The following is a 25,645-nucleotide window of genomic DNA, read 5'->3' on the forward strand; positions in this document are numbered from 1 at the left end:
GGTGGACGGGATGCACGGATGCCGCGACTCGACCTCGAGCCGGCGATCCGTAGACAGGAATCTACAACGATGTAGAGCAGGAGTACAACGATGTAGAAAGAGATTTCCGTCCCGATGATCAGCGAGGGGTGTCGATGGTCCAGTCGTCGGGGTCGAGCGAGGTCGCGACGTCCCAGTCGTCGTCGCTCCACGTGAAGGTCGCCACCGCGCACGTCGGCATGTGGCCGATGCCGCCGTCGGAGAGCCGTCCGGCGAGCACGCTCATGCCCGGGTCGTGCGCGACCACCATGACCGAGCCCGCACCGGTCGCCGCGGCCGCGGCGAGGAGCGCCGACGCGGGCGCCCCGTAAAGGTCGGGATCGAGCGACACCGCGACGCCGAGTTCTGCGGCGAAGGCCTCGGCGGTGGTGCGGGCGCGCAGCGCGGTGCTCGAGAGGATCACGTCCGGGCGGAAGCCGGTCGCCGCCAGCCGCCGCGCCATGCGCGGGGCGTCGCGCGTGCCGCGATCGTTCAGCGGCCGGTCGTGGTCATCGAGGCCGGGGTCGCCCCAGTCCGATTTCGCATGCCGCACCAGGGCGAGGGTGATCATCGTCGGGCCGCCTTTCCTGCGAGGAGTTCGAGCACGCACAGCGCGGCGAGGCGCACGGTGCGTCCGTCCGGGGCATCCGCCGTCGCGTCGACCTCGGCGATGTCGGCGCTGTGCAGACGGCTGTCGGCGGCCACGGCCCGCACCAGCGCCCGCAGCTCCCACGCCGCGAGGCCGCCGGGTACGGATGCCGGGCAACCGGGCGCTACGGACCGGTCGCACACGTCCACGTCGATGTCGAGATGCACCGCTCCGCCGTCGGCGCCGGCGATCTCGAGAGACTCCGCGGCGACGTCTGCCGCACCGCGGCGGCGCACGTCGTCCATCGTGACCACCGTGATGCCGAGGTCCGCGGCGCGCCGGGCGTACGCGACGGAGTTGGCGAAGTCGGCGATCCCGAGCTGCACGATCCGCCGCGGGTCGAGGCCGTCCTCGACGAGCCGGCGCACCGGCGAGCCGTTCGAGACGCCGTCGCGCAGGTCGAAGTGCGCGTCGATCGTGATGAGACCCGACGCCCCGGCGCCCTGCGTCACGGCGTACGTGAGCGAGTTGTCGCCGCCGAGCGCGACGACGAGATCAGCCCGCCCGCGGAGTGCAGCGACGGCGGCGCGGACGGATGCCTCGCCCTCGGGCCCGTCCGGATCCTCGACGTCGCCCGCGTCGGCGATGCGCAGCACCTCGTTCAGGTCCACGGGCGGCGGCCCGAGAAGCGTCGGGCTGTACCGGCGCAGTGCCTCGCGCACGGCGGCGGGCGTCGCGTGCGCACCGGTGGGGGAGAGGGACGTGCGGAAGGCGGGCACGCCCAGGATCGCGGCATCCCACTCTCCGCCGTCGATGGCGGGCCAGGCACCGGCGCGCGGCCACAGGGGATCGTGCGGAAGCGTCACGTGTTCACGCTACCCATGTTGCGAGACCTCACAACAGCACGGCCTCGGGACGGTGCTGTCTCGTCACGATGAGCCCGGCGCGTCAGGCCGCCACGTAGACCCACGCAGGCCGGCCGCTCGCGAGCACGACGGAAATCCGGCGGTACAGCGACACCTCGTACTCGTCGGCGGCCTCGAGCTCGTCCTCGGTCACCCGCAGCGCACGGCCGACGACCTTGTCGAGAGGGTTGCCCGTCTCACGCACGATGGGATGCACCGACAGCCCCGAGAGGTCGACGACGCGGGGGTCGGCGATCTCGGCGTAGTCGACGGTGTAGCCCGGCAGCGCGTCGTCCTCGCCCTCGAGCAGGCGCCCGAAGGTGTCGAGCTGCACCTCGGGCTGCTGCAGGGTGCCGTAGGTGAAGAGGAGGTGGGTGGGCTGGTCCGCGGACACGCCACCAGTAAACCCGCTGCGCCGCTGCGGCCGCCGGTCTGTCATCGACATTTAACACGCCTCGGCCGGAACGCCGTTGATCGGCGCAGCCGGCTCAACCCAGCAGGGCGTGGGCGATCGAGAAGATCGCGAGGCCCGCCAGGGCGCCGACGATCGTGCCGTTGAGCCGGATGTACTGCAGGTCGCGCCCGACCATGAGCTCGATCTTCTCGGTCGTCTCCGCGGGGTCCCACCGCTCGACCGTGTCGGTGATGATCGACGCGATGTCGTGCCGGTAGCGGTCGACGAGGAACACCGCGGCGTCGGTGACCCAGGAGTCGACGCGGCGCTGCAGCGCGGCATCCGTCGTCAGCCGTGCGCCGATCTCGGCGAGCGCCTGCGCCGCTCGCCGCCGCAGGCCGCTGTCGGGGTCGGCGAGGGAGTGCAGCAGGCCCGCCTTCGCGGTCGTCCACACCTCGGCGGCGAGCTCGCGCACCCGCGGGCTGTCGAAGACCGCGAGCTTGGCGTCCTCGAAGCGCCCGATCGTCGCGGGATCGTGCTGCAGGTTGTCGGCGAGGCGGGCGAGGTACCCGTCGATCGCGATGCGGGCAGGATGCTGCGGGTCGGCCCGCACCGCCGCGACCAGCTTCACCGCCTCGTTGTACACGGTGTCGTCGACGAATCGGTGGGCCACCGACGGCACCCACGAGGGCAGCCGCCGTGACACGAGTCCCGTGAACGCCGTCTTGTTCGCCTCGAGCCACGCCGCGATGGTGTCGGCCACGAGGTCGACGGCGCTGTGGTGGCCGCCCGCGTCGATGATGCGGCCGAGCCATGCGCCGACGGGCGGTGCCCAGTCGGGAGCGATGAGGTGCTCGCGCGCGAGCTCTTCGATGACGTCGCGCACCTCGTCGTCGCTGAGCGCCTGCACCACGCTGGAAGCCATGACGGATGCCTCGGCCGCCACGCGCTCCGCGTGCGCGGGCTCGCTCAGCCACTCGCCGAGCCGTGCCGAGATCGCGGTCTGCTCCAGCTTGGTGCGCACGACGTCGCCCCGCAGGAACTCGGTCTCGACGAACTCGCCCAGCGTCTGGCCGATCTCGTCCTTGCGGCTCGGGATGATCGCCGTGTGCGGGATCGGGATGCCGAGCGGATGCCGGAACAGCGCGGTCACGGCGAACCAGTCGGCCAGCGCGCCCACCATCCCGCCCTCTGCCGCCGCCCGGACGTACGCCAGTGCGGGGATCTCCTGCTGGAACGCGAACGAGAAGGCGAACAGCACCGCCATGAAGATCAGCGCGCCGAGCGCGACGCCCTTCATCGTGCGGAGCCCCCGTCGACGCACCTGGTCGGCGGGGCTCAGCAGATGGGTCGGGGTCCGCGCCATGGGGTCATCCTCGCACGCGCTCGGCGCGCCGGGGCCTCACCGCTCGACGCTTGCCACGAGCTCGTCGCACCAGGTAAGAGCGAGGCGGTTCGAACGGATGCCGTAGTCAAGGGTCGCCCGCTGGAACGCGAAGACGTCGGCGAACTCGGCCGGGATCTCGCCGGCATCGACGCGCCGGGCGACCTCCTCGAGCTCGGCGAGGTCCGCCTCGACGCGGGCGCGGATGGCGGTGAGCGCCTGCCGGCGCTCGGCAGGATCGGTGAGGAGACCGAGGAAGAAGGTGCGAGCGAGAACAGTCGTCTCGACGTCGCCGCCGGTCACGGGAGAGAGCATCCACTCGTGCCAGGCGCGTCTTCCGGCAGCGGTCACGGTGTAGGGCTTGCTGCCGCGGGCGCCGGACGAGGCATCCGCCACCGTCACGAGCCCCTGCTCGGCGAGCTGCTTGAGGGCGCGCTGGATGCTGCCGAAGCTGGCGCTGTAGAAGAGCGAGACGCCCTGCTGGAACTGGCGCTGCACCGCGTACAGCGACAGCGGACCATGAAGGATCAGCAGTCCGAGGATGACCTGTTGCATATCGTCTCCGCGTGCTATATCTCTAGGAGAGATGTCTAAGGGGTATATCTGTGAGTGATGTCGAGACCGATCTTCGCACGCCGGCCATCGGGGAGCCCGGCCGCCTCGCCGCGGCCCTGTCGCGTGCCGTCGCCGGAGCCGATCGAGCGCGCAGCCGGCGCGACCTGCCGCCCGCGCAGGTGCTGATCCAGGCGCCGGGATTCGAGTTCACGTCGGGCGACCGGCCCCGCCGCTTCCACGCCGCGAGCGTCGGCAAGTCGGTCACGGCGACGCGGGCGTTCCAGCTCGCCGAGCGGGGCGCGCTCGACCTCGATGCTCCGCTGACGCAGGTGCTGCCGAAGGACGACTGGCGCGGGCTCTTCGTCCGCGACGGTGTGGATCGCGTGTCCGCGGTGACGGCGCGTCATCTCCTCACGCACACCGGCGGGGCGGCCGACTACTTCGAGGGACGCGTCACGGGCGGGCCCCGCTTCGCCGACCTCCTCGTGACGGAGCCCGGCCGGCTGTGGACGCCCGCCGAGCTCCTCGCATTCAGTCGCGACCATCAGCGCCCCGTCGCGGAGCCCGGCCGCCGATTCTCGTACTCCGACACCGGGTACGTCCTGCTCGGACGCGTCGTGGAGGAGGCAGGCGGCGCATCCCTCGGGGCGCAGCTGCACGAGGGCGTCTTCGCGCCGGCGGGGATGGACGATTCGTGCCTGCTCTTCCACACGCTGCCGGGAGGGGAGCGCTCCGGGTCGGAGAGCCCGGCGGCCGACCTCGACCTCGCGCCGCTGTGGCTCGGGCGCCACGAGCTCAGCCGGGCGACCAGTCTCAGCTGCGACTGGGGTGGCGGCGGGGTCGTGTCGACGCTCGACGACCTCGCGCGCTTCTGGACCGCGTGGGGCGACGGCGTGCTCCTCGGCGAGGCGTCGCGCCGCGCGATGGCCGACACCCACCACCGCTTCCGCCCCGGCATCCGCTACGGGGCGGGCCTCATGCGCCTGCACTACGACGGCTTCTCCCCGTTCTTGCGGGGGCTGCCGCGGCCGTTCGGGCACCTCGGTGTGACGGCCGCCCACGCGTTCACAGTGCCCGAGCGCGGCATCCGCGTGATCCTCAACTTCCACGCCACCGGCGAGATGCTGCGCAGCTTCCGCGTGCACATCCGGCTCATGCAGCTGCTGATGCGCGCCCTGCGTGACTGAACCCCCGGGGCCGAGCCCCTGCACGCCCCGCCGGGCAGCCGGGTCTCGGCCGCCGCGAGGTCTGAGTCGCCGCACGCCCGCGTTCGACCCGCCGCGCCGGGTTCAGTCCTCGAGTGGTCCGAGCCACGCGGTCGCGACGGTGGAGTGCGCCGACTCCGGATCGGACGGGTGGAAGAGCCCGGCGAGCACGTCGCGGTACAGACGGCTGAACTCGCTCGCCGAGAAGTACGACGACCCGCCCGCCACGAGCACGGCGTCGTCGACGATCGACTTGGCCGCCGTGACGGCGCGGTGCTTGACGCCGGCGAGCAGCGAGAACCAGCGGGCGCCGTGGTCTGCGAGCCCGTCGACGTCGCGTGCGAGGGCGTCGATCTGCGGGGGCAGCGCGTCGTAGGCGAGCGCCATGCCGGCGATGCGCCATCGGATGTCGGGGTCCTGGCTGTACGCCTTTCCGGTGCGCTTCGACGTGCGCCTGCCCGCCGCCTCGACCGCGAGATCCAGCGCGCGCCGCGCGATGCCGGTGTAGACCGAGGCCAGCAGCAGCTCGAACACGCTGAAGATGCCGAAGACGAGCGGATCCGGGTTCGGGCCCGGAGTGAGCCGCCGCACGACGCGGTCCGCCGGAGCGACCGCGTCCTGGAGCACCGTGGTGCGCGACTGCGTGCCGCGCATGCCGAGGGTGTCCCAGTCATCGCGGACCACCACGCGCCCCGCCTGCACCTCCGAGCGCGGCACGAAGGCGTAGACCATCCGCGGTGCGTCCTCCGACGACGTGTCGAGGCCGTGCAGGCCCAGCTGCGTCCACACCGGCGCGAGCGACGTGAAGATCTTGGTGCCGGAGAAGGCATAGCCGCCGTCGGGGAGGGGTGCGGCGTCCGTCCCGCTCCCGAACAGCACCAGGTCGTTGCCCGCCTCGCTGATCCCGAACGCGAAGACCTCGCCCGCGGCCGCGCCCTCCTGCACGAACCGCAGGGCGTCGATGCCGCGGTCGGCGAGGACCTTCGCCACGCCCGTCCAGACGAGGTGCATGTTGACGGCGAGGGCCGTCGCCGGGGCGGCTCCCGCGAGGCGCTGCTGGAGGACGGATGCCTCGGCCAGCCCGAGACCGCGCCCGCCGAGGCTCTCGGGCACGAGGATCGCCAGGTAGCCGGCCTCCTTCAGGTCGGCGAGATCGTCGTCGGGGAAGGTGTTCTCGCGATCGTGGACGGCGGCGCGGCCGCGGAAGCGCTCGAGCAGTTCGCCGGGCAGGATGTCGGCCGGATCGAAAGAGGTCACACCGCCATTCTTGCGCGATGCGCCGTCCGTCAGGTCGTGCCCGATGCGCCGCGCGTCAGGTGCTGCGCGATGCGCCGCTCGTCAGGTCAGGACGGCGAGGAGGGCGTCGATCGTCGACTCGGGCTTGTCGCGATGCGGCGAGTGCCCGGCGCCGGCGACCACCGAGACGGTGATCGCCGGGTTCGGCGCGACGGCCGACTCCGCGGGCTTGCCCCGGAAGATCGAGTACACGTCGGGGTCGGATGCGATGACGTGCGTCGGCACGGAGAGGCGGAGTGCGGCATCCGTCACGTCCCAGCGCAGGTTCTGCGCGCTGGTCTGCTCCACCGCCCAGCGGCTCGCCTGCTGCGCCGACAGCGCCTTGAGCTCGACGTCCTGCGGGTGCCAGTCCGGATGCTCGGCCCGCACGGCCTCTGGGGACGGGTCGTCGAAGGAGCGCGTCTGGCTGTCGCGGACGATGTCGCGGTCGCGCTCGGTGAGCGCGATGGCGGGGTCGATGAGGATGAGCCGGCGGGTCCACGACGGGTCGCCTGCGGCGGCGAGGACGGATGCCGCGCCCCCGAGCGAGTGGCCGATCACCAGGTCCCACGTGCCGCCGTCGCCGGGCCGTGCGGCCGCCACGTCGCCCGCGTAGGCCGCCAGTGTGTAGTCGAGCGCGCGCGGAGCGGTTCCGTGCCCGCGCAGGTCCACGGCATCCGCCCGCCAGCCGGCTTCCGCGAGGGCGACGCCGTAGCGCCACATCAGCGCGCCGTTCGAGCCGAGGCCGTGAATGAGGAGCGCACGACGCGAGGCGTCAGGCGCACCCCAGGACAGGCGGGGGAGGGTCACGGGGGAAGGCATGCGCTCAGCCTAGGCGCCGCGCGCGCGCCGACTGCGGCGCCGGACAGGATGCGCAGCGGGAGACGGCAGGAAGCGTGCGGCGGACGGCAGGATGCATGCGGCGTCCCGCCGGGCCGTCCGGCAGGTGGGGCGATGCGTGCGGTGTGCGGCCGTGGCCGGCGCTGTCGGTGACGGTCGCGTCAGTCCACCGAGTCGAGCGCGTCGGCGATCTTGCCCAGGACGGCCGCGGCGCACTCGGCCTCATCTACGGAAAGACCGTCGATCACCTCGACGATGGTGGCGTGATGAGCGCCGAACGCCTCGTCGACGCGACGGATCGCCTCGGGCGTCGGGACGAGGAAGTGCGCCCGTCGATCCGTCGGGTGCTGGGTGCGGGTGACGTAACCCCGCGTGACGAGGCGCTCCACCACGTTGGTGACCGTCGCGCTGGAAGTGTCGAGCATGACGATGAGGTCCTTCGGGCCCAGGTCGCGCTCGTCGCGCAGGCCCTGCACGAGGTAGCGCAGGGCGGTGAGGTCGAGGCTCGACAGGCCGGATGCGCGCAGGGCGCGATCCGATTGGCGCCGTTCGGAGCGCCGGAGGTGCAGGATCGCCTCGCTCAATTGCTGGCCGGCCGCCGACTGGGGCTGCGCGGCGTACAGGTGCTCGCCTTCGTGTTGCACGACGTTCTGGGGCATTCGTCCCTCCCCGATCTCATTCCACAGGTGCTCGCTCGACAGGTGCTCGCTCGACGACGGCGCGGCGTGCGTACCCCAGTCCGGCGTACTCGCCCACGACCTGGCTGACCGCGTCGCGTGCGAGGAAGCGCCCGCGGGCGAGCCGCTCGATCGAGCCCAGGAACGCCCCGCCGGTGTTCCCCACCCAGAAGCCGCTGTCGACCTCGTGCCAGGTGGCGAGTGCCTCGCTGACCCTGGTGCGTTCCGCGATGCCATCGACCGTCGTCATCGTTCTCCCTACCTTACTCCGTCACATGATGTGACGGCTAGTGAATTACACAACACGTGTGATACATATTCACTGGGATTGACAGTTGGTGGCGGATATGCCATCCCTGATCATGAGGAGGAGGAGAGATGGCCTACCTGTACTACGGAGCCGACCCCCGGCCTGCCGAGATCCCCGACCACGTGCTCGCGCACGTGAAGGTGGTCGCGGCGACGAAGCTCCGCCGCGGGGAGTGCTTCATGCTGACCTGGCGTCACGGCGACGGCGGCGAGGACGGGCGCACATCGGTGTGGATGCAGCCCTCCATCCCGCTGCGGTTCGTCTTCGACGGTCCCGAACCCGAGGCGCTCGATCGCCAGTACCTTCGCGATCTGGCGGACGAGGCGATGTCGAGCCGCGGCATCGTGCTGGAGTGGGACCACGACGCGCTCGAGGCGCACTCCGGTGAGGCCCCGCCGATCTCGGCCGTGGCCGCCTGACGTCGGCGACGGGAGAAGATGGTCTGGTGATCTCGACCGAGCTGGCCCTGTCCCTGCGTGAGGCCGGCCTGGTGTGGCATCCGCGCTCCGGCGATCGGTTCCAGCTCGACGAGCCGGAGTTCGAGGCGGATGTCTTCACGGTGAGCGAGATGACCATCGAGCCCCGTGAGTACCCGACGGGACGCATCCTGGCCTTCAACGGCACGACGGAGTGGGCGTTGGACTCGGTGGCGCTGGAGGACGCGCTGTGGCTGCCCCACGAGCACCAGCTGCGGGAACTGCTGCGCGGCGCATTCCGGGCGTTGCGTCGGCTTCCCGACACGCACGAGGTCGAGATCGTCCTGCGGCGGACGGATGCCGAGGAGGACGTGCTCGTGTTCGAGCACCCGGAGCCCGCCGACGCCTACGCACTCGCGCTGCTGGAGCTGCTGCACCGGGTGGCGTAGCGCGCTCCGGCGCGCATATGAGAAGCGGTCGCTCGGCGCCTCGGCTGCCGCGGTCAGCCGATCGTGGCCACCGGCTCGGTGTCGGGGATCGGGCTCGCGCCGCGGACCCGTAGGTCGGGCAGGCCCCGCACGAACACGATCGCCACCGCGAGCCCCAGCGCACAGAACGCGGCGGCGGCGACGTACGCGGCGGAGACGCCGCCCGGACCGTCGATGAGGAAACCGGCGACGGCCGACCCGACCGCGGCGCCGATCAGCTGTCCCGTGCCGACCCAGCCGAAGGCCTCGGCGGTGTCGCTGAACTTGACGCTCGCGGTGGTGACCGCCGACAGCACGGCCAGCGCCGGGGCGATGCCGATGCCGGCGACGAACAGCGTCGCGCCGATCCACCACACGTTGATCCACAGCGAGGTGAGAGCGAGTCCGATCGCCACGACGGTCAGCCGTCGCGCCATCGCCCAGCGCCCCATCGGCAGGTGCCCGAAGGTGAGGCCGCCGGCGAGGCTGCCGATCGAGAAGACCGCGAGCACGAGCCCCGCCTCGAGCCCGCCGTGATCGAAGGTCGCGACCACGCCCGCCTCGACGGCGGCGAACGATCCGATGAGGAGGAACCCGATCACGGTCGCCAGCAGGATCGGCGGGCGGGTGAGCACCTTGCCGAAGGAGCGCTTGCTGCGGGGGATGCGCACGCGCCCGACCTCGGGGGAGAGGATGAACCACGCGCCGCCGGCCACCAGGATGACCACGACGAGCATCAGCCCCACGACGGTGCCGGCCTGAGTCGCGACGAAGGTGATGAGCACCGGTGCCAGGATCCAGATGAACTCCTGCAGCGACGCGTCGAGCGAGTAGAGCGCGGTGAGCTGCGTGGAGTTCACCATCTTGGCGTAGATCGTGCGCACGGCCGCGACGATCGGCGGCGTCGCGGCGCCGGCGATGAAGCCGAGCACGATGTAGACCGGCACCGGGGCGACGAGCAGGGCGATCGCCGAGAGGGATGCCGCGGCCACCGCGGTCGTGAGCGTCAGCACTCGGCGCATGCCCCAGCGGCCCATCCACCGGCTCGTCACGGGGCCGGCGAGGGCCTGGCCGATCGACACGGCCGCGAGGACGACGCCCGCGGCGCCGTACGAGCCGGTGATCCCCTCGATGTGGAGGAGGATCACCAGGCTGATCATCCCGTTGGGGAAGCGCGCGGTCAGCTGCGCCGCGATGATGCGGGCGACACCGGGGGTGCGCAGAAGTTCCCGGTAGCCGGCCACCTGACAACGTTACGTCACCCTTCGACGGCCGCCGTACGTGCGCCTCGCCCGCGACACGCCCGGGGCGGCGGCGACACGCCGACGGCGCTCTCCACAGGCGAATCCGATGTCGCCGGCCCCGAGTACGTTCCCGACTGTGGAGGGGTGGCGTCGCGGCGGGTGAAAGCCCTGTGATTCAGGCGTTTTCCAGGGTCGGCCGACTGTGGATGAATCGGTGGACAACCTGTGTTGTACATGGGGAGAACGGTGGAAAATCACACCGATGTAACTACTAGCCCTTGTGGTGCTAACGAATGTCGGTACCCATATGTAGTATTGGACTCCCGGCGGGGGGACTGCCGGAGAAGAGCACCGGATGCCACCGGGGGAAGCACTGAGGAGACGGAATCGACATGGCGATCACGGTTTACACGAAGCCCGCGTGCGTGCAGTGCACGGCGACGTATCGAGCACTCGATTCCAAGGGGATCGAGTACGAGATCCACGACCTCTCGGAGGACCCCGCGGCCCTCGAGCAGGTGAAGGCCCTGGGCTACCTCCAGGCGCCGGTCGTCATCACCGATGAGGACCACTGGTCGGGCTTCCGTCCCGACAAGATCGACGAGCTCGCGTCGCGTCTGGCCTGACCATGTCGGCTCTCGCGGCGCCCGGCGTCGCGACGAGCGCGCCGTTGCTGGTCTACTTCTCGAGCGTGTCGGGAAACACCGCACGTTTCATCGAGAAGCTCGGCGCTCGAGCAGTCCGGATCCCGCTTCATTCCACGGATCCGGCGCTCGTGGTCGACGAGCCGTACGTCCTCGTGACACCCACCTATGGCGGAGGCCAGGGCAAGGGGGTCGAGAAGGGCGCTGTTCCGAAGCAGGTCATCCGGTTCCTCAACGACGAGCGCAACCGCGGCCTCATCCGTGGAGTGATCTCCGCGGGGAACACCAACTTCGGCGAGCACTTCTGCCTCGCCGGCGACATCATCAGCCGCAAGTGTCACGTGCCGCACTTGTACCGGCTAGAGGTATTCGGCACGCCTGAAGATGTGGAACGCGTGAGCGCGGGATTGGAACGATGGTGGGAACTCTGACGGAGACCGATTTCAAGACGGAGGCGCGCTTCGAGGGCATGGACTATCACGCCCTCAACGCGATGCTGAACCTCTACGACGCGAACGGGCAGATCCAGTTCGACGCCGACAAGCGCGCGGCGCGGGAGTACTTCCTGCAGCACGTCAACCAGAACACGGTATTCTTCCACTCCCTCAAGGAGCGCCTGGACTACCTCGTCGAGAAGGAGTACTACGAGGGCGCCGTGCTCGAGAAGTACTCGTTCGAGTACATCCAGAAGCTCAACGACCTCGCCTACTCGAAGAAGTTCCGCTTCGAGACGTTCCTCGGCGCGTTCAAGTACTACACGAGCTACACGCTCAAGACCTTCGACGGCAAGCGGTACCTCGAGCGCTTCGAGGACCGCGTCGTCATGACCGCCCTCGCGCTCGCCGACGGCGACGAGAAGCTGGCCACCGCGCTGGTCGAGGAGATCATCTCGGGTCGTTTCCAGCCCGCGACGCCCACCTTCCTCAACGCGGGCAAGGCCCAGCGCGGTGAGCTCGTGTCGTGCTTCCTGCTGCGCATCGAAGACAACATGGAGTCGATCGCCCGCGGCATCAACTCGGCACTGCAGCTGTCGAAGCGCGGCGGCGGCGTCGCCCTGCTGCTGTCGAACATCCGCGAGTCGGGTGCTCCGATCAAGCAGATCGAGAACCAGTCCAGCGGCATCATCCCCGTGATGAAGCTCCTCGAAGACTCCTTCTCGTACGCCAACCAGCTCGGTGCGCGTCAGGGCGCCGGCGCGGTGTATCTGAACGCCCACCACCCCGACATCATGCGGTTCCTCGACACCAAGCGTGAGAACGCCGACGAGAAGATCCGCATCAAGACGCTGTCGCTGGGCGTGGTCGTGCCCGACATCACGTTCGAGCTCGCCAAGAACGGCGAGGACATGTACCTGTTCTCCCCGTACGACGTGGAGCGCGTCTACGGCGTGCCGTTCGGAGACATCTCGGTCACCGAGAAGTACCGCGAGATGGTCGACGACCCGCGCATCAAGAAGACGAAGATCAACGCGCGCGAGTTCTTCCAGACGCTCGCCGAGATCCAGTTCGAGTCGGGCTACCCGTACATCATGTTCGAGGACACGGTGAACAAGGCCAACCCGATCAAGGGCCGGATCAACATGTCCAACCTGTGCTCGGAGATCCTCCAGGTCAACACGCCCACCACGTTCAACGAGGACCTGTCGTACGACCAGATCGGCAAGGACATCTCGTGCAACCTGGGCTCGCTCAACATCGCGCTGGCGATGGACGGCGGCGACCTGGCGAAGACGGTGGACACCAGCATCCGCGCCCTCACCGCCGTCAGTGACCAGAGCCACATCCGCTCCGTCCGCTCGATCGAGGACGGCAACGACCGTTCGCACGCGATCGGCCTGGGCCAGATGAACCTGCACGGCTACCTCGCCCGCGAGCACGTCTACTACGGGTCGGAAGAGGGTGTCGACTTCACGAACATCTACTTCTACTCGGTGCTGTTCCACGCGCTGACCGCGTCGAACAAGATCGCCATCGAGCGGGGCGAGACCTTCGACGGATTCGCCGACTCGACCTACGCGTCGGGCGAGTTCTTCGACAAGTACATCGAGCAGGAGTGGGCGCCCGCGACCGACAAGGTCAAGGAGATGTTCGCCGGCCACCACATCCCCACGCAGGACGACTGGCGCGCGCTGAAGGCCTCGATCCAGCAGCACGGCATCTACAACCAGAACCTGCAGGCGGTGCCGCCGACCGGCTCGATCTCGTACATCAACAACTCGACGTCGTCGATCCACCCGATCGCGGCGAAGATCGAGATCCGCAAGGAAGGCAAGCTCGGCCGCGTCTACTACCCCGCGGCGTTCATGACGAACGACAACCTGGAGTACTACCAGGACGCGTACGAGATCGGCTACGAGAAGGTCATCGACACGTACGCCGCCGCCACGCAGCACGTCGACCAGGGCCTGTCGCTGACGCTGTTCTTCAAGGACACCGCCACGACACGCGACATCAACAAGGCTCAGATCTACGCCTGGCGCAAGGGGATCAAGACGATCTACTACATCCGCCTCCGCCAGATGGCGCTGGAGGGCACCGACATGACCGAGTGCGTCAGCTGCACGCTGTGACCCCCGGTCGTTGAGCGAGCTTGCGAGACGAAACGTTTTCGGAGAAGAAGGAAAGATGAGCGAGAAGCTCCAGCTCCTGGATCACGTCCAGGCCATCAACTGGAACCGCATCCAGGACGACAAAGACCTCGAGGTGTGGAACCGCCTCGTGAACAACTTCTGGCTGCCCGAGAAGGTGCCGCTGTCCAACGACATCCAGTCGTGGAACACGCTCACCCCCGAGGAGCAGACCCTCACGATGCGCGTGTTCACGGGGCTCACGCTCCTCGACACGATCCAGGGCACCGTGGGCGCGGTGTCGCTCATCCCCGACGCCATCACGCCGCACGAGGAGGCCGTCTACACGAACATCGCGTTCATGGAGTCGGTGCACGCCAAGTCGTACTCGTCGATCTTCTCGACACTGTGCTCGACGAAGGAGATCGACGAGGCCTTCCGGTGGTCGGTCGAGAACCCGAACCTTCAGAAGAAGGCTCAGATCGTCATGGAGTACTACCGCGGCGACGAGCCCCTGAAGCGCAAGGTCGCCTCGACCCTGCTCGAGTCGTTCCTCTTCTACTCGGGCTTCTACCTGCCGATGCACTGGTCGAGCCGCGCCAAGCTCACCAACACGGCTGACCTGATCCGCCTCATCATCCGTGACGAGGCCGTGCACGGCTACTACATCGGCTACAAGTTCCAGCGCGGACTCGAGACGGTCGACCAGGCCAAGCGCGACGAGATCAAGGACTACACGTTCTCGCTGCTCTACGAGCTCTACGACAACGAGGTGCAGTACACGCAGGACCTCTACGACGGCGTCGGTCTGACCGAGGACGTCAAGAAGTTCCTGCACTACAACGCCAACAAGGCCCTCATGAACCTGGGCTACGAGGCGATGTTCCCCTCGACCGTCACGGACGTGAACCCCGCGATCCTGTCGGCTCTCTCGCCCAACGCCGACGAGAACCACGACTTCTTCTCGGGGTCGGGCTCGTCGTACGTCATCGGCAAGGCCGAGGCCACCGAGGACGAGGACTGGGACTTCTAGAAGTTCGAGATCACGCCTCGCCCGAATAGGGCGGCTGAGAGGCCCGGACCCGCAGGATTCTGCGGGTCCGGGCCTCTATCGTGTCTTCTCCGCTTGCGGCGAGAGGCGGAGCGGGTGTTGCGTCGGCGGACGCCTGCGGAAATCGAAGGGATTGGTGAACACTGCTGCGGCGAACGATTACGGCGCGGTCGTGGGCGCACTCATCGTCCCGGCTTTACGGGCATGGATGGGCCAAACTCCAAGTAGATGACCTTCAGCAGACCGCGCTACGGCGCGGAACGGACTGTTCGCGTAGGGCGATTGGCGGCTACTGGTCGGGGGACCCCATGTGGGGTCGAAATGAGGGTCCTTTGATCGCCTCCAGCCAGGGATGGACACCCAGTGCTGCGCGTGGGTGCCCGCCGACAGGTCGCGCCTCGGGAATCACGAGTTCGGCACCCACACGCGGTGGGTGCCCACCACCGCGAAGCCCTCGGCGATCGCCCGCTCGAGGTCGGTGCCGCGCTCGTATCCCACGACGGCGCGTCCCGGATGCAATCGGCCGACTATGGAGAGCAAACCGAGCCAATCCGGGTCGGTCCCGGGACGCTCCCACACGTTCGAGAGCCCCACAACGTCGCCGTTCTCGGGCTGATGCGTCACGGCTCCGCCGATGAGATACCCGCCCGCGGACCGCGCGAGGACTCGGAACCGGGGATGCGCGAGCACCGTGCCGGGCAGAACCCCGACATAGTCGTGCAGTTCGTTCCACCGCCGCAGGTCGCGTGGATCGGCCAGTTGAGTCCACCCGTCGGCGAGACCGGGCTCCGGGGATGCGCGGTGGATCCACCGGGCCTCGAACAGCTTCTCGAACCCGCGCCCCCCGAGGTCGAGATCGGCGAAGCAGTCCGCGATGCCGCCGCCCGGGAGCCCCTCTCGCTGGCGGCCTCTGATCGCCTCGGCCGCGGCATCCGGGTCGACGCCGGGTCGCAGTGCGAGCACGGTCGAGTGAAACGGCGGCACTCGGCCATCGGCGACCCAGAGCCCGTCGGTCACGGTGACGGGCACGCCGTGCAGCGCCATCACATCGTCGTACCAACTGCGGCTCGCCGCGACGGCGGCGGCGAGCTCGGAATGAGAGGGCGTCATCGGCCCAGTCTTGTCCGGGAACCGCGACGATGCGACCCTCGTTCAAGGCGGCTTCACCGTCGACCTGTGCGGACCCTGGCTCGTGCCGCCGCGGCGAGCTCGGGGAACGATGCAGTCGGGTGTCCTGAGGTCGAACTCTGGGTTAGTTAGCCGTCGGCGTGCTGAACTGCGACAGAATGACGCTCGCAATTTGCTGCGTCGACTCGCGCGCGTCCACTTGCAGGCGCACGTCGCCCCACGGTTCAAAGGACGCGCGACGACTGCTCACGTCATCCCAGTTCGGCTCGAGTTGCCTCTCCCTCACGCAGGACGGCCGCAAGGCTGAGGTGGCCCCCGGTGTCAGCGAGGCAGGAGCCAGGCGGAGTACTCGATGACGGATCCGGTATCGAGGTCGAGGCGGTCGCTACCGCCCTTGTAGATGATGTCGGCGGCGATGATCTGGCGGCTGGCTTCCTCGAGCACGATGGTGGCGCCGAATTGGTGACGGCTGGTGGAAGTCACGGAGAGTGCGATGCCGTCGCGGCCGAATCGATCTTCAACAGTGCCTAGCAGGCTCAATCCCCCTGCGGCGGCGAGGATCTCAAGCGCGGCCGCCTGCTGGTCCGCGGTGATTGTCCATTCGTCTCGAAGCAGGCTGATCGCGCCCCACAAGGCGAGCGCGTCCGCATCGTCGGGGAGGTGTGCGTGAACGGTGAGGTAGTCGCGCATCTCGCGAGCATCCACCGGCGGCTCGTCGGGGAAGAAGCCGAAGTCGCGTTGGGAGGACGTGGCCCGCTCGATCGGGTCGCCTTCATCGGGTGAATCTCCGACCGGTTCGACGATCTTCCCATCGTCAGTGACCGAGTATGGGGCGCCGGCTCTGGCTGACAGGTAACCCGTGCCGTCCGGGTTCCACACCCATTCTTGCCATTCCGGCACGATGACCGGATCGTCGGCGCCGTCCTCCCGCAATGACCATCGGACGACCTCGGCGTCCCGTGATGGTGTCGTTGCTGTCGCCGCCCGGAGAATGTCGAGGGACTCGCTGATGACATCGTCGATGGTGTCGTCAAGCGGCCGGGTCGCGAGCGGTGGCGGCGTGGCGGCGTAAGAGGGTGTTGCGGCAATCGGTCCTGCCGTGAGCGCGACAACGACCGCTGCCGCGGCAACCGGCACGGTCCACCCCCAGCGGGCGATGGAACGGAGGACGCTTCGCTGCGGCGAGGCGTAGATCATGATGCTCCGCATCCGGGCCCAGTCTCCGGGGAGCGGGGTTGCGTCCGGTGCCGTCATCGCGGGGTCGATGTCGCGCATGGCCTGCGCGATCTTGTCGTCAGTCCATGACATAACCCATCGCACCTCCTCCCACTTGCCGCGCGGTGCCACTCGGGGTGGGTGCGGAGCGGGTGTGTAGTTCGCGGGGTTCTGCGAGTAGTGATCGGAGGGCATCTCGTGCCCGGCTGAGTCGCTTCCAGGCCGCTGAGGTGCGGCATCCGACGACTTCGGCGATCTCGGGTGCGGCCAGCCCGTCCCAGTAGAACAGCTCGAGGATCTCCCGATCCGCGGCCGGCAGGTGTCGCAGGGCGAGACGCAAGTCGACGTTTCGGAAAGTTGTGTCCGGCCCGTCGGCCGCTGCGGCGAGGGTTTGCATTCCCTCACGTTCGCGGTCGCGGCGGCGATAGGAGTCGCCGACGAGGTTGCGAGCGGTTTGCAGCAACCAAGGGCGACTGAACGGCGCACCGGGGTCGTAACGGCGCCAGGCGATCTCGAAGCAGTCCATGGTCAGTTCGCGGGCTTGTTCTCGGTCATCAACGCGCCGCTCCACATACCGCAGCACGGCGGCGTGGTGTTCTGTGAAGAGCGCCTCGAAGGCGATGCGTCGATCGTTCACCCGCCCCCTTCCCGTCATGGTCGGTGTGCTGTGTGGAGAGTTCATCAAGGAAGGTTGCTGGCGCCGCCCGATCCTGACACGACATCGTGACATTCGCTGCGAAGGGCATCGACCGGCCGAACGTGTGCCGCCGTGGTCGCCTGACGCGGCTCACTGCTCAGGCGCGTGGTCAGCGACCACATCGAGCACCACCTCGCGTGCTTGTTCCCACTCTTCACGAATGCGGACCAGCTCGTCGGCATGCTCCGACACGAGCTTTGCCTGCGCATCCCATACCGCGTGGTAGTACGCCTCCGCCCAGCCCGAGGATTCCCGACACGAAGCGTCGGCCACCGCAAGGTCTATCTCCTGCTGCGTCAACTCAGACTGGCGAGGCGGGATTCCGAGCTCAGCCATCAACTCGTCGGAAGGCATGAAGGCGTCGTCTTCGTCCTTCTCGTACGGTGAGGCGGGCACCGACGCGTAGCCCGCGTCCTTCAGGCATTGCTGCCACCGCGCCCCCGCGTCGACGACAGCAGGAGGGTCATCTGCCAGAAAGTCCGTCTCGGCTCTCCACCCAAGCAGTCGGTTCGTAGACTCGCTCACAGCGAGACTGGGCACCTGCTCGCGCGCCTCCTCGAGACACGACCCGAAGACCGGCTCGAAACCCGGCGTCGAGAGCGCGATGGCGTTCAGCTCCTGGCTGGAGTCATGGGAGCCTCCTCTCCAGCCGGGGTTGAAGTTGACGTGATATCCGGACTCCGTTGCGAGAGCAACGGTGAGCGCGGGGAAGCCAGAGATGTTGGCGTGCGGCTCGAGGTAGCTTTCGTTGTCGGTCGGTTGCCACGGAATCGGCCAGTTGATGCCCTCCCCCTCCAGGCAATCCGCGACCAGCAGGTTCTCGGCATAGCTGAGAAGTGCGTCCGCCGACGGATCTTGGAACTGATCGAGCGGCATGACCCACCGAGAACGATCCTGCGGCGGCAGCTCGACCTCCACGGACGAGGCAGTCGTCGTCGCCGTCGAGGGCGAGTAGCCCGCCGCTGACGCGCACGCTGCGAGGGGAAGCATCACGCCGACTACGGCGAGAAGGGCGATGGGACGGGCGGGGATCACGCTGCACACTCTCTTCCAAGCTCGGTAGCTCTCACCCTGCAAGGTTGGGGATCGCCGCAGATCCTGACACTGAGCAACGAGATTTCTGAGAAAGCAACGCTAGACCGGCTCGCCGAGGGCGGCGACGTTTGAGTGATCCGCGCCAGGGTTCACGCCCGGTGAAGGACCGTCTGCGGGCGCTGTCGGTGTGCGCGGCTGGGACACCTCCGGTGATCCGTATCGGGGCGCGATCGGCTGATGGCGGTCGTATCCGGTTGCGCTGGGCGTGTGGGTTCGGGAGGGTGGACGGTGGGTGCTTCCGCCCGCCAGAGAGGATGATTATGGATCAGCTAGACCCCTCGCCGACCATCGAGCAGAGCAACGGCGCGTTGCTGTCGACGTTGCCGTTCGATGACACCGCGGACTTCGACGCGAACGCGCGTGGGTTCGTCGGCACGCTGGACGACCCGGAGATCCGCAATGCTGCCGGTGAGGTGGTGTGGGATGCGTCGTCGTTCGATTTCGTCGACGGTGACGCACCATCGAGTGTGAACCCGAGCCTGTGGCGGCAGTCGACGCTGATGCGCACCCACGGGTTGTTCGAGCTCGCCGACCGGGTGTACCAGGTGCGTGGTCTGGATCTGTCGAACATGACCCTGATCGAGACCGACAACGGGGTGATCGTCGTAGACACGCTGCTGTCGAAGGAGACCGGTGCGGCCGCGCTCGCGCTGTACCGCAAGTTCCGCGGCGACCGTCCGGTAAAGGCGGTGATCTTCACCCACAGCCACGCCGACCACTACGGCGGTGTGCTGGGCGTTGTCACACCGGAGGAGGTCGCCTCCGGGGCGGTGGAGATCATCGCGCCCGACGGTTTCCTCGAGCACGCGGTCTCAGAGAACGTGTACGCCGGTGTCGCCATGAACCGTCGCGCCGGCTACATGTACGGAGCTGCCCTCGCACGCGGTCCTCGGGGGCAGCTGGGTGCCGGCTTGGGGATGACGCTGTCCACGGGCGAGGTGACGCTCATCGAGCCGACCCTCACGATCACGACCACCGGTCAGACGCACACGGTCGACGGGGTGGATATCGAGTTCCAGATGGCGCCGGGCACGGAGGCGCCCGCGGAGATGCACTTCTTCTTCCCGCAGCTGCGGGTGCTGTGCATGGCCGAGAACGCCACTCACAACCTCCACAATCTCCTCACCCTCCGGGGCGCGGTGGTCCGTGACCCGCACATGTGGTCGCAGTACCTCACCGAGGCGATCGAACTGTACGCCGACCGCACCGACGTGCTGTTCGCGTCGCACCACTGGCCCACGTGGGGCACCGACGACATCCGCGCTTTCCTCGAGACGCAGCGGGACCTGTACGGGTACATCCATGACCAGACGCTTCGGCTGCTGAACAAGGGACTGACCGGACCGGAGATCGCGGAGGCGATCGAGTTTCCCCCGGCCCTGGAGGGGTGGAGCACGCGTGGGTATTACGGCTCGGTCAGCCACAACGTGAAGGCGATCTACCAGCGGTACCTGGGCTGGTTCGACGGCAACCCGGCGCGGCTGTGGCCGCACCCGCCGATCGAGGCCGCGAAGCGCTACGTGAAGGGCTTCGGTGGTATCGACCAGGTCATCGCGCAGGCGCAGGCCGCGTTCGATGAGGGCGACTATCGGTGGGCGGCGACGCTGCTCGATCACGCGGTCTTCGCGGAGCCGGACAACGGCGCCGCGAAGGCGCTGCTGGCCGACACGTTCGAGCAGCTCGGCTACGGGGCGGAGAACGGCCCGTGGCGGAACTTCTTCCTCGCCGGTGCGACCGAACTGCGCGAGGGGAACTTCGGCACTCCGACCGAGACGAACGCCCCCGGTGTCCTTGCGCGGCTCACCCCGGAGCAGTTGTTCGACGCGATCGCGATCACCATCGACGGGCCGAAGGCGTGGGATCTGCACCTCACGATCGACATCACCCTCACCGATCTCGGTCAGTCCTTCCGCCTCACCCTCCGCAACGGGCTTCTCACCTACGTCCCGAAGGAGCCGGCCGGCGACGCACAGCTGCACCTGACTCTGACCAAGCCCCGCCTGCTCGCACTCTTCAGCGGAGACACCACTTCTCCGGGAGTCGACATCGTCGGTGACATCGGGGTGGTGCAGCAGCTGCAGGCCGTGCTCGATCCTGGCGACAAGTCCTTCAACATCGTCACACCCTGAGGACCCTGGACCGGCGGCCCCCAGCCGCCGGTCCTCGCCCGCCGGACCGGCGTTCGACACCCCGGGCGACGAATCCGCATCAGATGCGCCGGACCGACGACTGACGCCTCACGCGTTGGGCCGCTCGGAACTCGACGGAATCGTCCTTGCTCGAGTGGCTCAGATGCGCGGCAAGGCACATCGTGCGCCGACGCGCGTCAGTGTCGCGGACGGGGCGCTCTGGCAAACGCTCGCCGCATCCCGCATGGATTCGACAGACTGATGCAACGGGGACAGCCTGGCCGACCGAATGGAGAGACGGATGACGGATGCCGCAACCGCCGCGGAGCGCGAGAGCCGGATCCTCGACATCGTGACCGTCTTCGTGTTGTCGATCACGGCCGTGCTGACCGCGTGGTGTGGGTTCGAGGCATCCAAATGGGGCGGCGAGATGTCGATCGCCTTCAGCCAGGCCTCCAGCGCACGCATCCAGGCCACCGCCGCGGAGGGCACCGCCCGGGACGCACGCCTGTACGACCTGTCGATGTTCACCGAGTGGGTGCTCGCCGAGGCCGACGGCCGGGAAGACCTGACGCAGTTCGTCGAGGAGCGGTTCACTCCCGAGTTCGCTGTCGCGTTCGACGCCTGGATAGCCGGCGACCGCACCGAACGCGGACCGCTCGCGATGGAAGAGTACGTTCCTCCGGGCACCGAGGAGGCAGCGGAGTTCGCGGCGACCGCGGACGCGAAGTTCGCCGAGGCGCTCGAGAACAATCAGCGCGGCGACAACTACTCGCTACTCACCGTGCTCTTCGCTCTCGTGCTGTTCCTGACCGCCATCTCGCAACGCGACATCGCGCCCTGGATCCGCCGCGTCCTCCTGGGTCTCGGCATCGTGGTCGGGATCGTCGGCATCGTGATCATGCTCACCTTCCCCATCAAGATCTGAGCCCACCGCACACCGGCCGCCGGGCAGCAGCCAACGCCGGACATGCAGCGACAAGCCGCCCGCGCCCAGATAGAACAGACCAGACGACATTCCCCTGCGGGCGTCGCACGAGTGGCGACCGGTGATCGCGAGTCGCGAACAGCGAACGTCGACGGGCCACCACCGCGCATGGCTCGCCGAGCGACCCGCCCGCGAGCGCTCGCGCGGAGCGCTCAGGGCTTGCCTTGGTCGGTCCACCTGGTGTGGGCCTTGAGCGCATGACCAACTGCAAGCCGCACTACGAAGTAGAGCGCGACGGCGATGATGGCGAGTCCTCCACCGTAGATAAGGAACAGCATGATCCACCCGTCGAACCCAAAGAACATGGGTTGAACGTAGCGAAAATGCTGCTGGCCGAGTCGACTCTCCACAGGCGCGGTGGACGACTCTCACCCGCGCAGATCAAAGCGCGATGTCGGCAGTGTGCTCGATGATGAGCGCATGACCGCGCACTCGCACCTAATGCCGCTCACGATCGACTACGTCGAGATCTCCGTCACTGACATGCACGCCGCTCGAGACTTCTACGGCGCCGCCTTCGGATGGACATTCACCACATACGGCGACCAATACTCGGGCATCCGCACCACGGCTGAACTGGGAAGCGAAGGCGAAGAAGCCGGCGGACTGATCCTCGCAGAGACAGTCACCCGAGGCGGCCCCCTCGTCCTCCTCTACGCCGAAGACCTCGACGACGCCGTCGAGCGCGTCACCGAGTCCGGTGGCACCGTCGTGAACGGTCCGTATGAGTTTCCCGGCGGCCGCCGCTTCCACTTCCTCGACCCAAGCGGCAACGAACTCGGCGTGTGGTCAACCTCCTAAGTAGCACGGGAGACACGGTGACCGAGGAGGCTGCCTTCGCATTCCGCGACGATAGTGTGCTCAGAAGCCAGGTCCAAGCCGCCGGCTTCGAGATCACCCACGTGTACGGCGACCGGGATCGACGCCCGCTCGACGACACATCACGCCTGATCATCATCGTTGCCGAAGCGCCCTGACGGACCCTCCGGATGCAGTGAGCAGCGGGTTCAAGTCCCGCCACTGTCTCGTTCTCGGCGAACGGTTGACGACCCCGATCCAGCCAGCACTGCTGCCGGCTACTGCTTCCAAATCCGTCTCCGCAGTAACGTTGCTTGCACGCCGACCAGTCCTCGTGCTCGTCCAGCATGCGAAGCGTCCGTCGGTCAGCGCCAAGTGCACGGATGGTGAAACGCAAGCTCTTCACCCTTCGCGTCCACGTGTGGCGTGACCTCGAAGGCTGATCGTCTGCCTCTGCTGTTTTCGGGCGCGCGTTCCAGCGAGTCTGCGCCAGTCGCGCCTTCGCCTCACATTGGTGACCAAACATGCGCCCCGTCATCGTACGCACTGCCCGGCGATGCCGTGCGCTACGCACGCTTGGTCATACGCTGAGCGCTTTATTCCTCCGAGATGAGGGGCGCTATTGGGAGGTTTACGCTTAGCTTCATGGCTGAAGGGACGGCCGCGGGACCCGGTGACGCGTCCGAGCCTTGGCGCCCCAGAGCGAAAACTGTCGAAGTGCTCGCTTTGGTGGTATCGCTCGCGGCGGCAGCCGTCGCAACGTGGCAGGCGGTGAGCGCCACTCAGAGCGCAGAGCGCCAGGAGCAGGCCCTCAAGCGAGCCACAGCCGATCAAGTTCTCATCCTGGGCGAACCAGCCGACGTGCCGATCAGCGGCGGGGCCGGAGGTAGTTGGAGTGTTTTCGCAGATACACCAACTCGCGTCCAGAACTACGGGCGTTTGCCGGTCACTGACGTCACGGTCGAAGTCCAGCTTGTCCGTGACCAGAACAAAACGTCGGAGGTAGTTCTTGTCGAGGTCGGCCCCCTTCCGCCCTGCCACGAGGTGTCGATCGTCGATGAAGACGCCCTATATGACAGCGGTGACCTCGCCGGCGTCACCGAGGTGCGGCTACGCCTTCACTACACGGACCCGCAGGGCAATCGCTGGTGGCGGGGGACAAGCGGCCCACCGCAAGCTGGCGAGTCCGCCCCGCAGCCGACGGATGCTGCGTCGCTGACTCGACCTGAACTACATCGAAGCGAGATCACACCGCTCACGTACTGTGCGCCTACCAATTACGTCGACGGTTGACTGCCGGGAGTTGATCATCCCCTGAGACGGCACTGAGGGCCGTGTGGCTCGTATTGGGACCCGCTGTCGTTCGGGGGTGTTCCGTCCCGCAACGCGCATGCAAACTGCGGTTGTACTGTCGGCGACGGTTGAAAACGAGGCCATAGCGACGGCTTGTATTCCAGCAGTCATCGCAACGAGGGCGGATTCCCGGAGGATAGCAGTGCCGCGAAGAGGTCGGCTGGCGCTCGGTCACCGAGGGCGATGCGGAGTCGGCGGTTGAGTAGCTCGAGAAGCTGCCGGCGCTTGTCCGTCATCGGGCGGCGACCCGGACCCTTCGGAACACGACGAGATGACAATTGAGAACCCCTTTCGGATGGCCCTCGTTGCGACCGTCACTGGAAACCACCCCGTCGTTAACACGTCAGATTGGAGCGTCGGCGACATCGACAGCTGGTGGAATCCGATTCGGGTCATCTCGACAACGGTTGGCGAGTGCCGCCCTGCCCCAACTCGGGGCGCAATGCAAGCCCTGGCCGAGGTCGGCGAAGGTCTCTAGCGTGGAACCGCCCGGGTGAACCCCGGATCCGACGGAAGGAACCGACATGGGACTCGACGACAAGATCAAGAACGCTGCCCAGGAGGCGGCCGGCAAGACGAAGGAAGCCGTCGGTGACGCCACCGACAACGAGCGTCTTGAAGCCGAGGGGCACGCCGACCGGACCGAGGCGAACCTGAAGCAGGCCGGCGAGAACGTGAAAGACGCGTTCAAGTAAGCGTGTCACTGCAGAAGCGTCTCCTTGTCGGGAGACGCTTCTGCATTTCGGCACACCTGCGCCCCGTGTCTCCGCTGACTTCGGCGGACGGCAGGCGGTGACAGGAACGCGCGGCAATCGCCGAGGGGTCGGCACACAGGGGGAGTCATGGCGAAGAAAAGCAGTGCGAAGAAGTCGGTGCAGGGGTTGCCCGACGATCTGTACAAGGCCGAGCTGAAGCGTCTTCAGGTCGAGCTGGTGGAGATGCAGCGATGGGTGGCCAAATCGGGCGCGCGCGTCCTGGTGATCTTCGAAGGCCGTGACGCCGCCGGCAAGGGCGGAGCGATCAAACGGGTGACCAAGTACCTCAACCCCCGGCACACACGCGTGGTCGCCCTCAACAAGCCGTCCAAGCGCGAGCGCGGCCAGTGGTACTTCCAGCGGTACATCGAGCATCTCCCCAGCACGGGTGAGATCGTGCTGATGGACCGGTCCTGGTACAACCGCGCCGGGGTCGAGCGGGTCATGGGTTATTGCACGGATGAGCAGTACCACAGGTTCCTGCGGCAGGCACCGATCCTGGAGCAGCAGCTCATCGAGGACGGCATCATCCTGATCAAGTACTGGTTCTCGGTCTCGGACGAGGAACAGCAAGCGCGCTTCATCGCCCGGCGCGAAGACCCGATGAAGCTGTGGAAGCTCTCGCCGACGGACCTGGAGTCGATTCGCCGGTGGGAGGACTACTCCCGCGCGAAGGACGCCATGTTCGCCGCCACCGACACACCGGGTTCCCCGTGGTGGGTCGTCGAGAGCGACGACAAGCGCAGCGCTCGCCTGAACGCGATCAACCACCTCCTCGAGACGGTTCCCTACCGCCACCTGGACCGGCCGAAGATCACGATCCCAGACCGCCCCAAGGCAGACGACTACGAGCGACCACCCATCGACCAGTTCCGCTACGTCGCCGACCTCGCCGCCGAACTCGGCAAAAAGGCCAGCTGAGAGCCGGTAACGCTGCCCCCACACAC

General features: G+C 67.7%; 29 protein-coding genes. 14 read left to right on the top strand and 15 right to left on the bottom strand.

Going from position 1 to position 25,645, the window contains the following annotated elements; translation table 11 throughout:
• Nucleotides 1-118 precede the first annotated feature (118 nt).
• The 5 genes from IM770_RS11020 to IM770_RS11040 all read right to left on the bottom strand — a co-directional run bounded on the left by IM770_RS11020 (nt 119) and on the right by IM770_RS11040 (nt 3,845).
• A complete protein-coding gene (locus IM770_RS11020) occupies nt 119-589 on the bottom strand; it encodes a SixA phosphatase family protein (protein ID WP_203581187.1) in 471 nt (156 codons plus the stop codon).
• A complete protein-coding gene (locus tag IM770_RS11025; protein WP_203581188.1) occupies nt 586-1,473 on the bottom strand; it encodes an agmatinase family protein in 888 nt (295 codons plus the stop codon). The genes IM770_RS11020 and IM770_RS11025 overlap by 4 nt, the downstream gene beginning before the upstream one ends.
• Nucleotides 1,474-1,555: 82 nt before the next feature.
• Nucleotides 1,556-1,906, bottom strand: a complete 351-nt coding sequence (locus tag IM770_RS11030; protein ID WP_307785440.1) for a gamma-glutamylcyclotransferase family protein — start codon at nt 1,904-1,906, stop codon at nt 1,556-1,558.
• 94 nt (nt 1,907-2,000) lie between these two features.
• Nucleotides 2,001-3,272, bottom strand: coding sequence for a DUF445 domain-containing protein (locus IM770_RS11035; RefSeq protein WP_203581189.1), 1,272 nt, complete (start codon nt 3,270-3,272; stop codon nt 2,001-2,003).
• 36 nt (nt 3,273-3,308) lie between these two features.
• The gene (locus tag IM770_RS11040; RefSeq protein ID WP_203581190.1) at nt 3,309-3,845 is read right to left on the bottom strand and encodes a PadR family transcriptional regulator; all 537 of its coding nucleotides are present in this window, start codon (nt 3,843-3,845) and stop codon (nt 3,309-3,311) included.
• A 50-nt stretch (nt 3,846-3,895) separates the two neighbouring features.
• Here IM770_RS11040 and IM770_RS11045 point away from each other — a divergent pair, with 50 nt between their 5' ends.
• Nucleotides 3,896-5,032: a serine hydrolase domain-containing protein gene (locus IM770_RS11045; protein ID WP_203581191.1), complete on the top strand. Its 1,137-nt coding sequence runs from the start codon at nt 3,896-3,898 to the stop codon at nt 5,030-5,032.
• 102 nt (nt 5,033-5,134) lie between these two features.
• Here the strand turns inward: IM770_RS11045 and IM770_RS11050 are convergent, their stop codons facing one another.
• The 4 genes from IM770_RS11050 to IM770_RS11065 form a co-directional block, all read right to left on the bottom strand.
• Nucleotides 5,135-6,307, bottom strand: a complete 1,173-nt coding sequence (locus IM770_RS11050) for an acyl-CoA dehydrogenase family protein (RefSeq protein WP_203581192.1) — start codon at nt 6,305-6,307, stop codon at nt 5,135-5,137.
• 81 nt (nt 6,308-6,388) lie between these two features.
• The gene (locus tag IM770_RS11055; protein WP_203581193.1) at nt 6,389-7,147 is read right to left on the bottom strand and encodes an alpha/beta fold hydrolase; all 759 of its coding nucleotides are present in this window, start codon (nt 7,145-7,147) and stop codon (nt 6,389-6,391) included.
• 179 nt (nt 7,148-7,326) lie between these two features.
• The gene (locus tag IM770_RS11060) at nt 7,327-7,824 is read right to left on the bottom strand and encodes a MarR family winged helix-turn-helix transcriptional regulator (RefSeq protein ID WP_203581194.1); all 498 of its coding nucleotides are present in this window, start codon (nt 7,822-7,824) and stop codon (nt 7,327-7,329) included.
• A 16-nt stretch (nt 7,825-7,840) separates the two neighbouring features.
• Entirely contained in the window at nt 7,841-8,092 is a 252-nt protein-coding gene (locus IM770_RS11065; RefSeq protein ID WP_203581195.1) for a hypothetical protein, read from the bottom strand.
• A gap of 128 nt (nt 8,093-8,220) precedes the next feature.
• Between IM770_RS11065 and IM770_RS11070 the strand changes: the two genes are divergently transcribed.
• The gene (locus IM770_RS11070; RefSeq protein WP_203581196.1) at nt 8,221-8,571 is read left to right on the top strand and encodes a DUF7882 family protein; all 351 of its coding nucleotides are present in this window, start codon (nt 8,221-8,223) and stop codon (nt 8,569-8,571) included.
• Nucleotides 8,572-8,597: 26 nt separating this feature from the next.
• Complete coding sequence (locus IM770_RS11075) at nt 8,598-9,017, top strand: pilus assembly protein CpaE (protein WP_203581197.1); 420 nt, start codon at nt 8,598-8,600, stop codon at nt 9,015-9,017.
• A gap of 53 nt (nt 9,018-9,070) precedes the next feature.
• Here the strand turns inward: IM770_RS11075 and IM770_RS11080 are convergent, their stop codons facing one another.
• Nucleotides 9,071-10,279 carry an MFS transporter gene (locus IM770_RS11080; RefSeq protein WP_203581198.1) on the bottom strand — a complete coding sequence of 403 codons (1,209 nt, stop codon included), beginning with the start codon at nt 10,277-10,279 and terminating at the stop codon, nt 9,071-9,073.
• A gap of 392 nt (nt 10,280-10,671) precedes the next feature.
• On the opposite strand from IM770_RS11080, the gene nrdH reads away from it, so the two are divergent.
• The 4 genes from nrdH to nrdF are packed head-to-tail and all read left to right on the top strand — an operon-like array spanning nt 10,672 to nt 14,522.
• A complete protein-coding gene (gene nrdH / locus IM770_RS11085; protein ID WP_116196298.1) occupies nt 10,672-10,905 on the top strand; it encodes a glutaredoxin-like protein NrdH in 234 nt (77 codons plus the stop codon).
• A 2-nt stretch (nt 10,906-10,907) separates the two neighbouring features.
• Nucleotides 10,908-11,354, top strand: a complete 447-nt coding sequence (gene nrdI / locus IM770_RS11090; RefSeq protein WP_203581199.1) for a class Ib ribonucleoside-diphosphate reductase assembly flavoprotein NrdI — start codon at nt 10,908-10,910, stop codon at nt 11,352-11,354.
• Nucleotides 11,339-13,492 (top strand): class 1b ribonucleoside-diphosphate reductase subunit alpha, encoded by a 2,154-nt coding sequence (gene nrdE, locus IM770_RS11095; RefSeq protein ID WP_203581200.1) that lies wholly within the window; start codon nt 11,339-11,341, stop codon nt 13,490-13,492. The genes nrdI and nrdE overlap by 16 nt, the downstream gene beginning before the upstream one ends.
• A gap of 55 nt (nt 13,493-13,547) precedes the next feature.
• The gene (gene nrdF, locus IM770_RS11100; RefSeq protein ID WP_109210305.1) at nt 13,548-14,522 is read left to right on the top strand and encodes a class 1b ribonucleoside-diphosphate reductase subunit beta; all 975 of its coding nucleotides are present in this window, start codon (nt 13,548-13,550) and stop codon (nt 14,520-14,522) included.
• Between the two features lie 423 nt (nt 14,523-14,945).
• Here nrdF and IM770_RS11105 read toward each other — a convergent pair whose 3' ends face one another.
• From IM770_RS11105 to IM770_RS11120, 4 genes are all read right to left on the bottom strand, one after another.
• On the bottom strand, nt 14,946-15,650 hold the full coding sequence (locus tag IM770_RS11105) for a hypothetical protein (RefSeq protein ID WP_203581201.1): 705 nt from the start codon (nt 15,648-15,650) through the stop codon (nt 14,946-14,948).
• Between the two features lie 339 nt (nt 15,651-15,989).
• A complete protein-coding gene (locus IM770_RS11110) occupies nt 15,990-16,976 on the bottom strand; it encodes a hypothetical protein (protein ID WP_203581202.1) in 987 nt (328 codons plus the stop codon).
• Entirely contained in the window at nt 16,963-17,520 is a 558-nt protein-coding gene (locus IM770_RS11115; RefSeq protein ID WP_203581203.1) for an RNA polymerase sigma factor, read from the bottom strand. Before IM770_RS11115 ends, IM770_RS11110 begins: the two co-directional genes overlap by 14 nt.
• 150 nt (nt 17,521-17,670) lie before the next feature.
• Entirely contained in the window at nt 17,671-18,615 is a 945-nt protein-coding gene (locus IM770_RS11120; protein ID WP_203581204.1) for a hypothetical protein, read from the bottom strand.
• A 320-nt stretch (nt 18,616-18,935) separates the two neighbouring features.
• On the opposite strand from IM770_RS11120, the gene IM770_RS11125 reads away from it, so the two are divergent.
• Both IM770_RS11125 and IM770_RS11130 read left to right on the top strand, forming a co-directional pair.
• Complete coding sequence (locus tag IM770_RS11125) at nt 18,936-20,804, top strand: alkyl/aryl-sulfatase (protein WP_203581205.1); 1,869 nt, start codon at nt 18,936-18,938, stop codon at nt 20,802-20,804.
• A gap of 301 nt (nt 20,805-21,105) precedes the next feature.
• Nucleotides 21,106-21,732: a hypothetical protein gene (locus tag IM770_RS11130; RefSeq protein ID WP_239066081.1), complete on the top strand. Its 627-nt coding sequence runs from the start codon at nt 21,106-21,108 to the stop codon at nt 21,730-21,732.
• Nucleotides 21,733-21,944: 212 nt separating this feature from the next.
• Here the strand turns inward: IM770_RS11130 and IM770_RS11135 are convergent, their stop codons facing one another.
• Nucleotides 21,945-22,097 (bottom strand): hypothetical protein, encoded by a 153-nt coding sequence (locus tag IM770_RS11135; protein WP_203581207.1) that lies wholly within the window; start codon nt 22,095-22,097, stop codon nt 21,945-21,947.
• 115 nt (nt 22,098-22,212) lie between these two features.
• On the opposite strand from IM770_RS11135, the gene IM770_RS11140 reads away from it, so the two are divergent.
• The 5 genes from IM770_RS11140 to ppk2 all read left to right on the top strand — a co-directional run bounded on the left by IM770_RS11140 (nt 22,213) and on the right by ppk2 (nt 25,619).
• Entirely contained in the window at nt 22,213-22,593 is a 381-nt protein-coding gene (locus IM770_RS11140) for a VOC family protein (protein ID WP_203581208.1), read from the top strand.
• 17 nt (nt 22,594-22,610) lie between these two features.
• Complete coding sequence (locus tag IM770_RS11145) at nt 22,611-22,769, top strand: hypothetical protein (protein ID WP_203581209.1); 159 nt, start codon at nt 22,611-22,613, stop codon at nt 22,767-22,769.
• Between the two features lie 466 nt (nt 22,770-23,235).
• On the top strand, nt 23,236-23,883 hold the full coding sequence (locus IM770_RS11150) for a hypothetical protein (protein WP_203581210.1): 648 nt from the start codon (nt 23,236-23,238) through the stop codon (nt 23,881-23,883).
• A gap of 584 nt (nt 23,884-24,467) precedes the next feature.
• Nucleotides 24,468-24,638 carry a CsbD family protein gene (locus tag IM770_RS11155; RefSeq protein WP_203581211.1) on the top strand — a complete coding sequence of 57 codons (171 nt, stop codon included), beginning with the start codon at nt 24,468-24,470 and terminating at the stop codon, nt 24,636-24,638.
• 147 nt (nt 24,639-24,785) lie between these two features.
• Nucleotides 24,786-25,619 carry a polyphosphate kinase 2 gene (gene ppk2 / locus IM770_RS11160; RefSeq protein ID WP_203581212.1) on the top strand — a complete coding sequence of 278 codons (834 nt, stop codon included), beginning with the start codon at nt 24,786-24,788 and terminating at the stop codon, nt 25,617-25,619.
• Nucleotides 25,620-25,645 lie beyond the last annotated feature (26 nt).

The organism is Microbacterium hibisci (genome assembly GCF_015278255.1).
Taxonomy (GTDB): Bacteria; Actinomycetota; Actinomycetes; order Actinomycetales; family Microbacteriaceae; genus Microbacterium; species Microbacterium hibisci.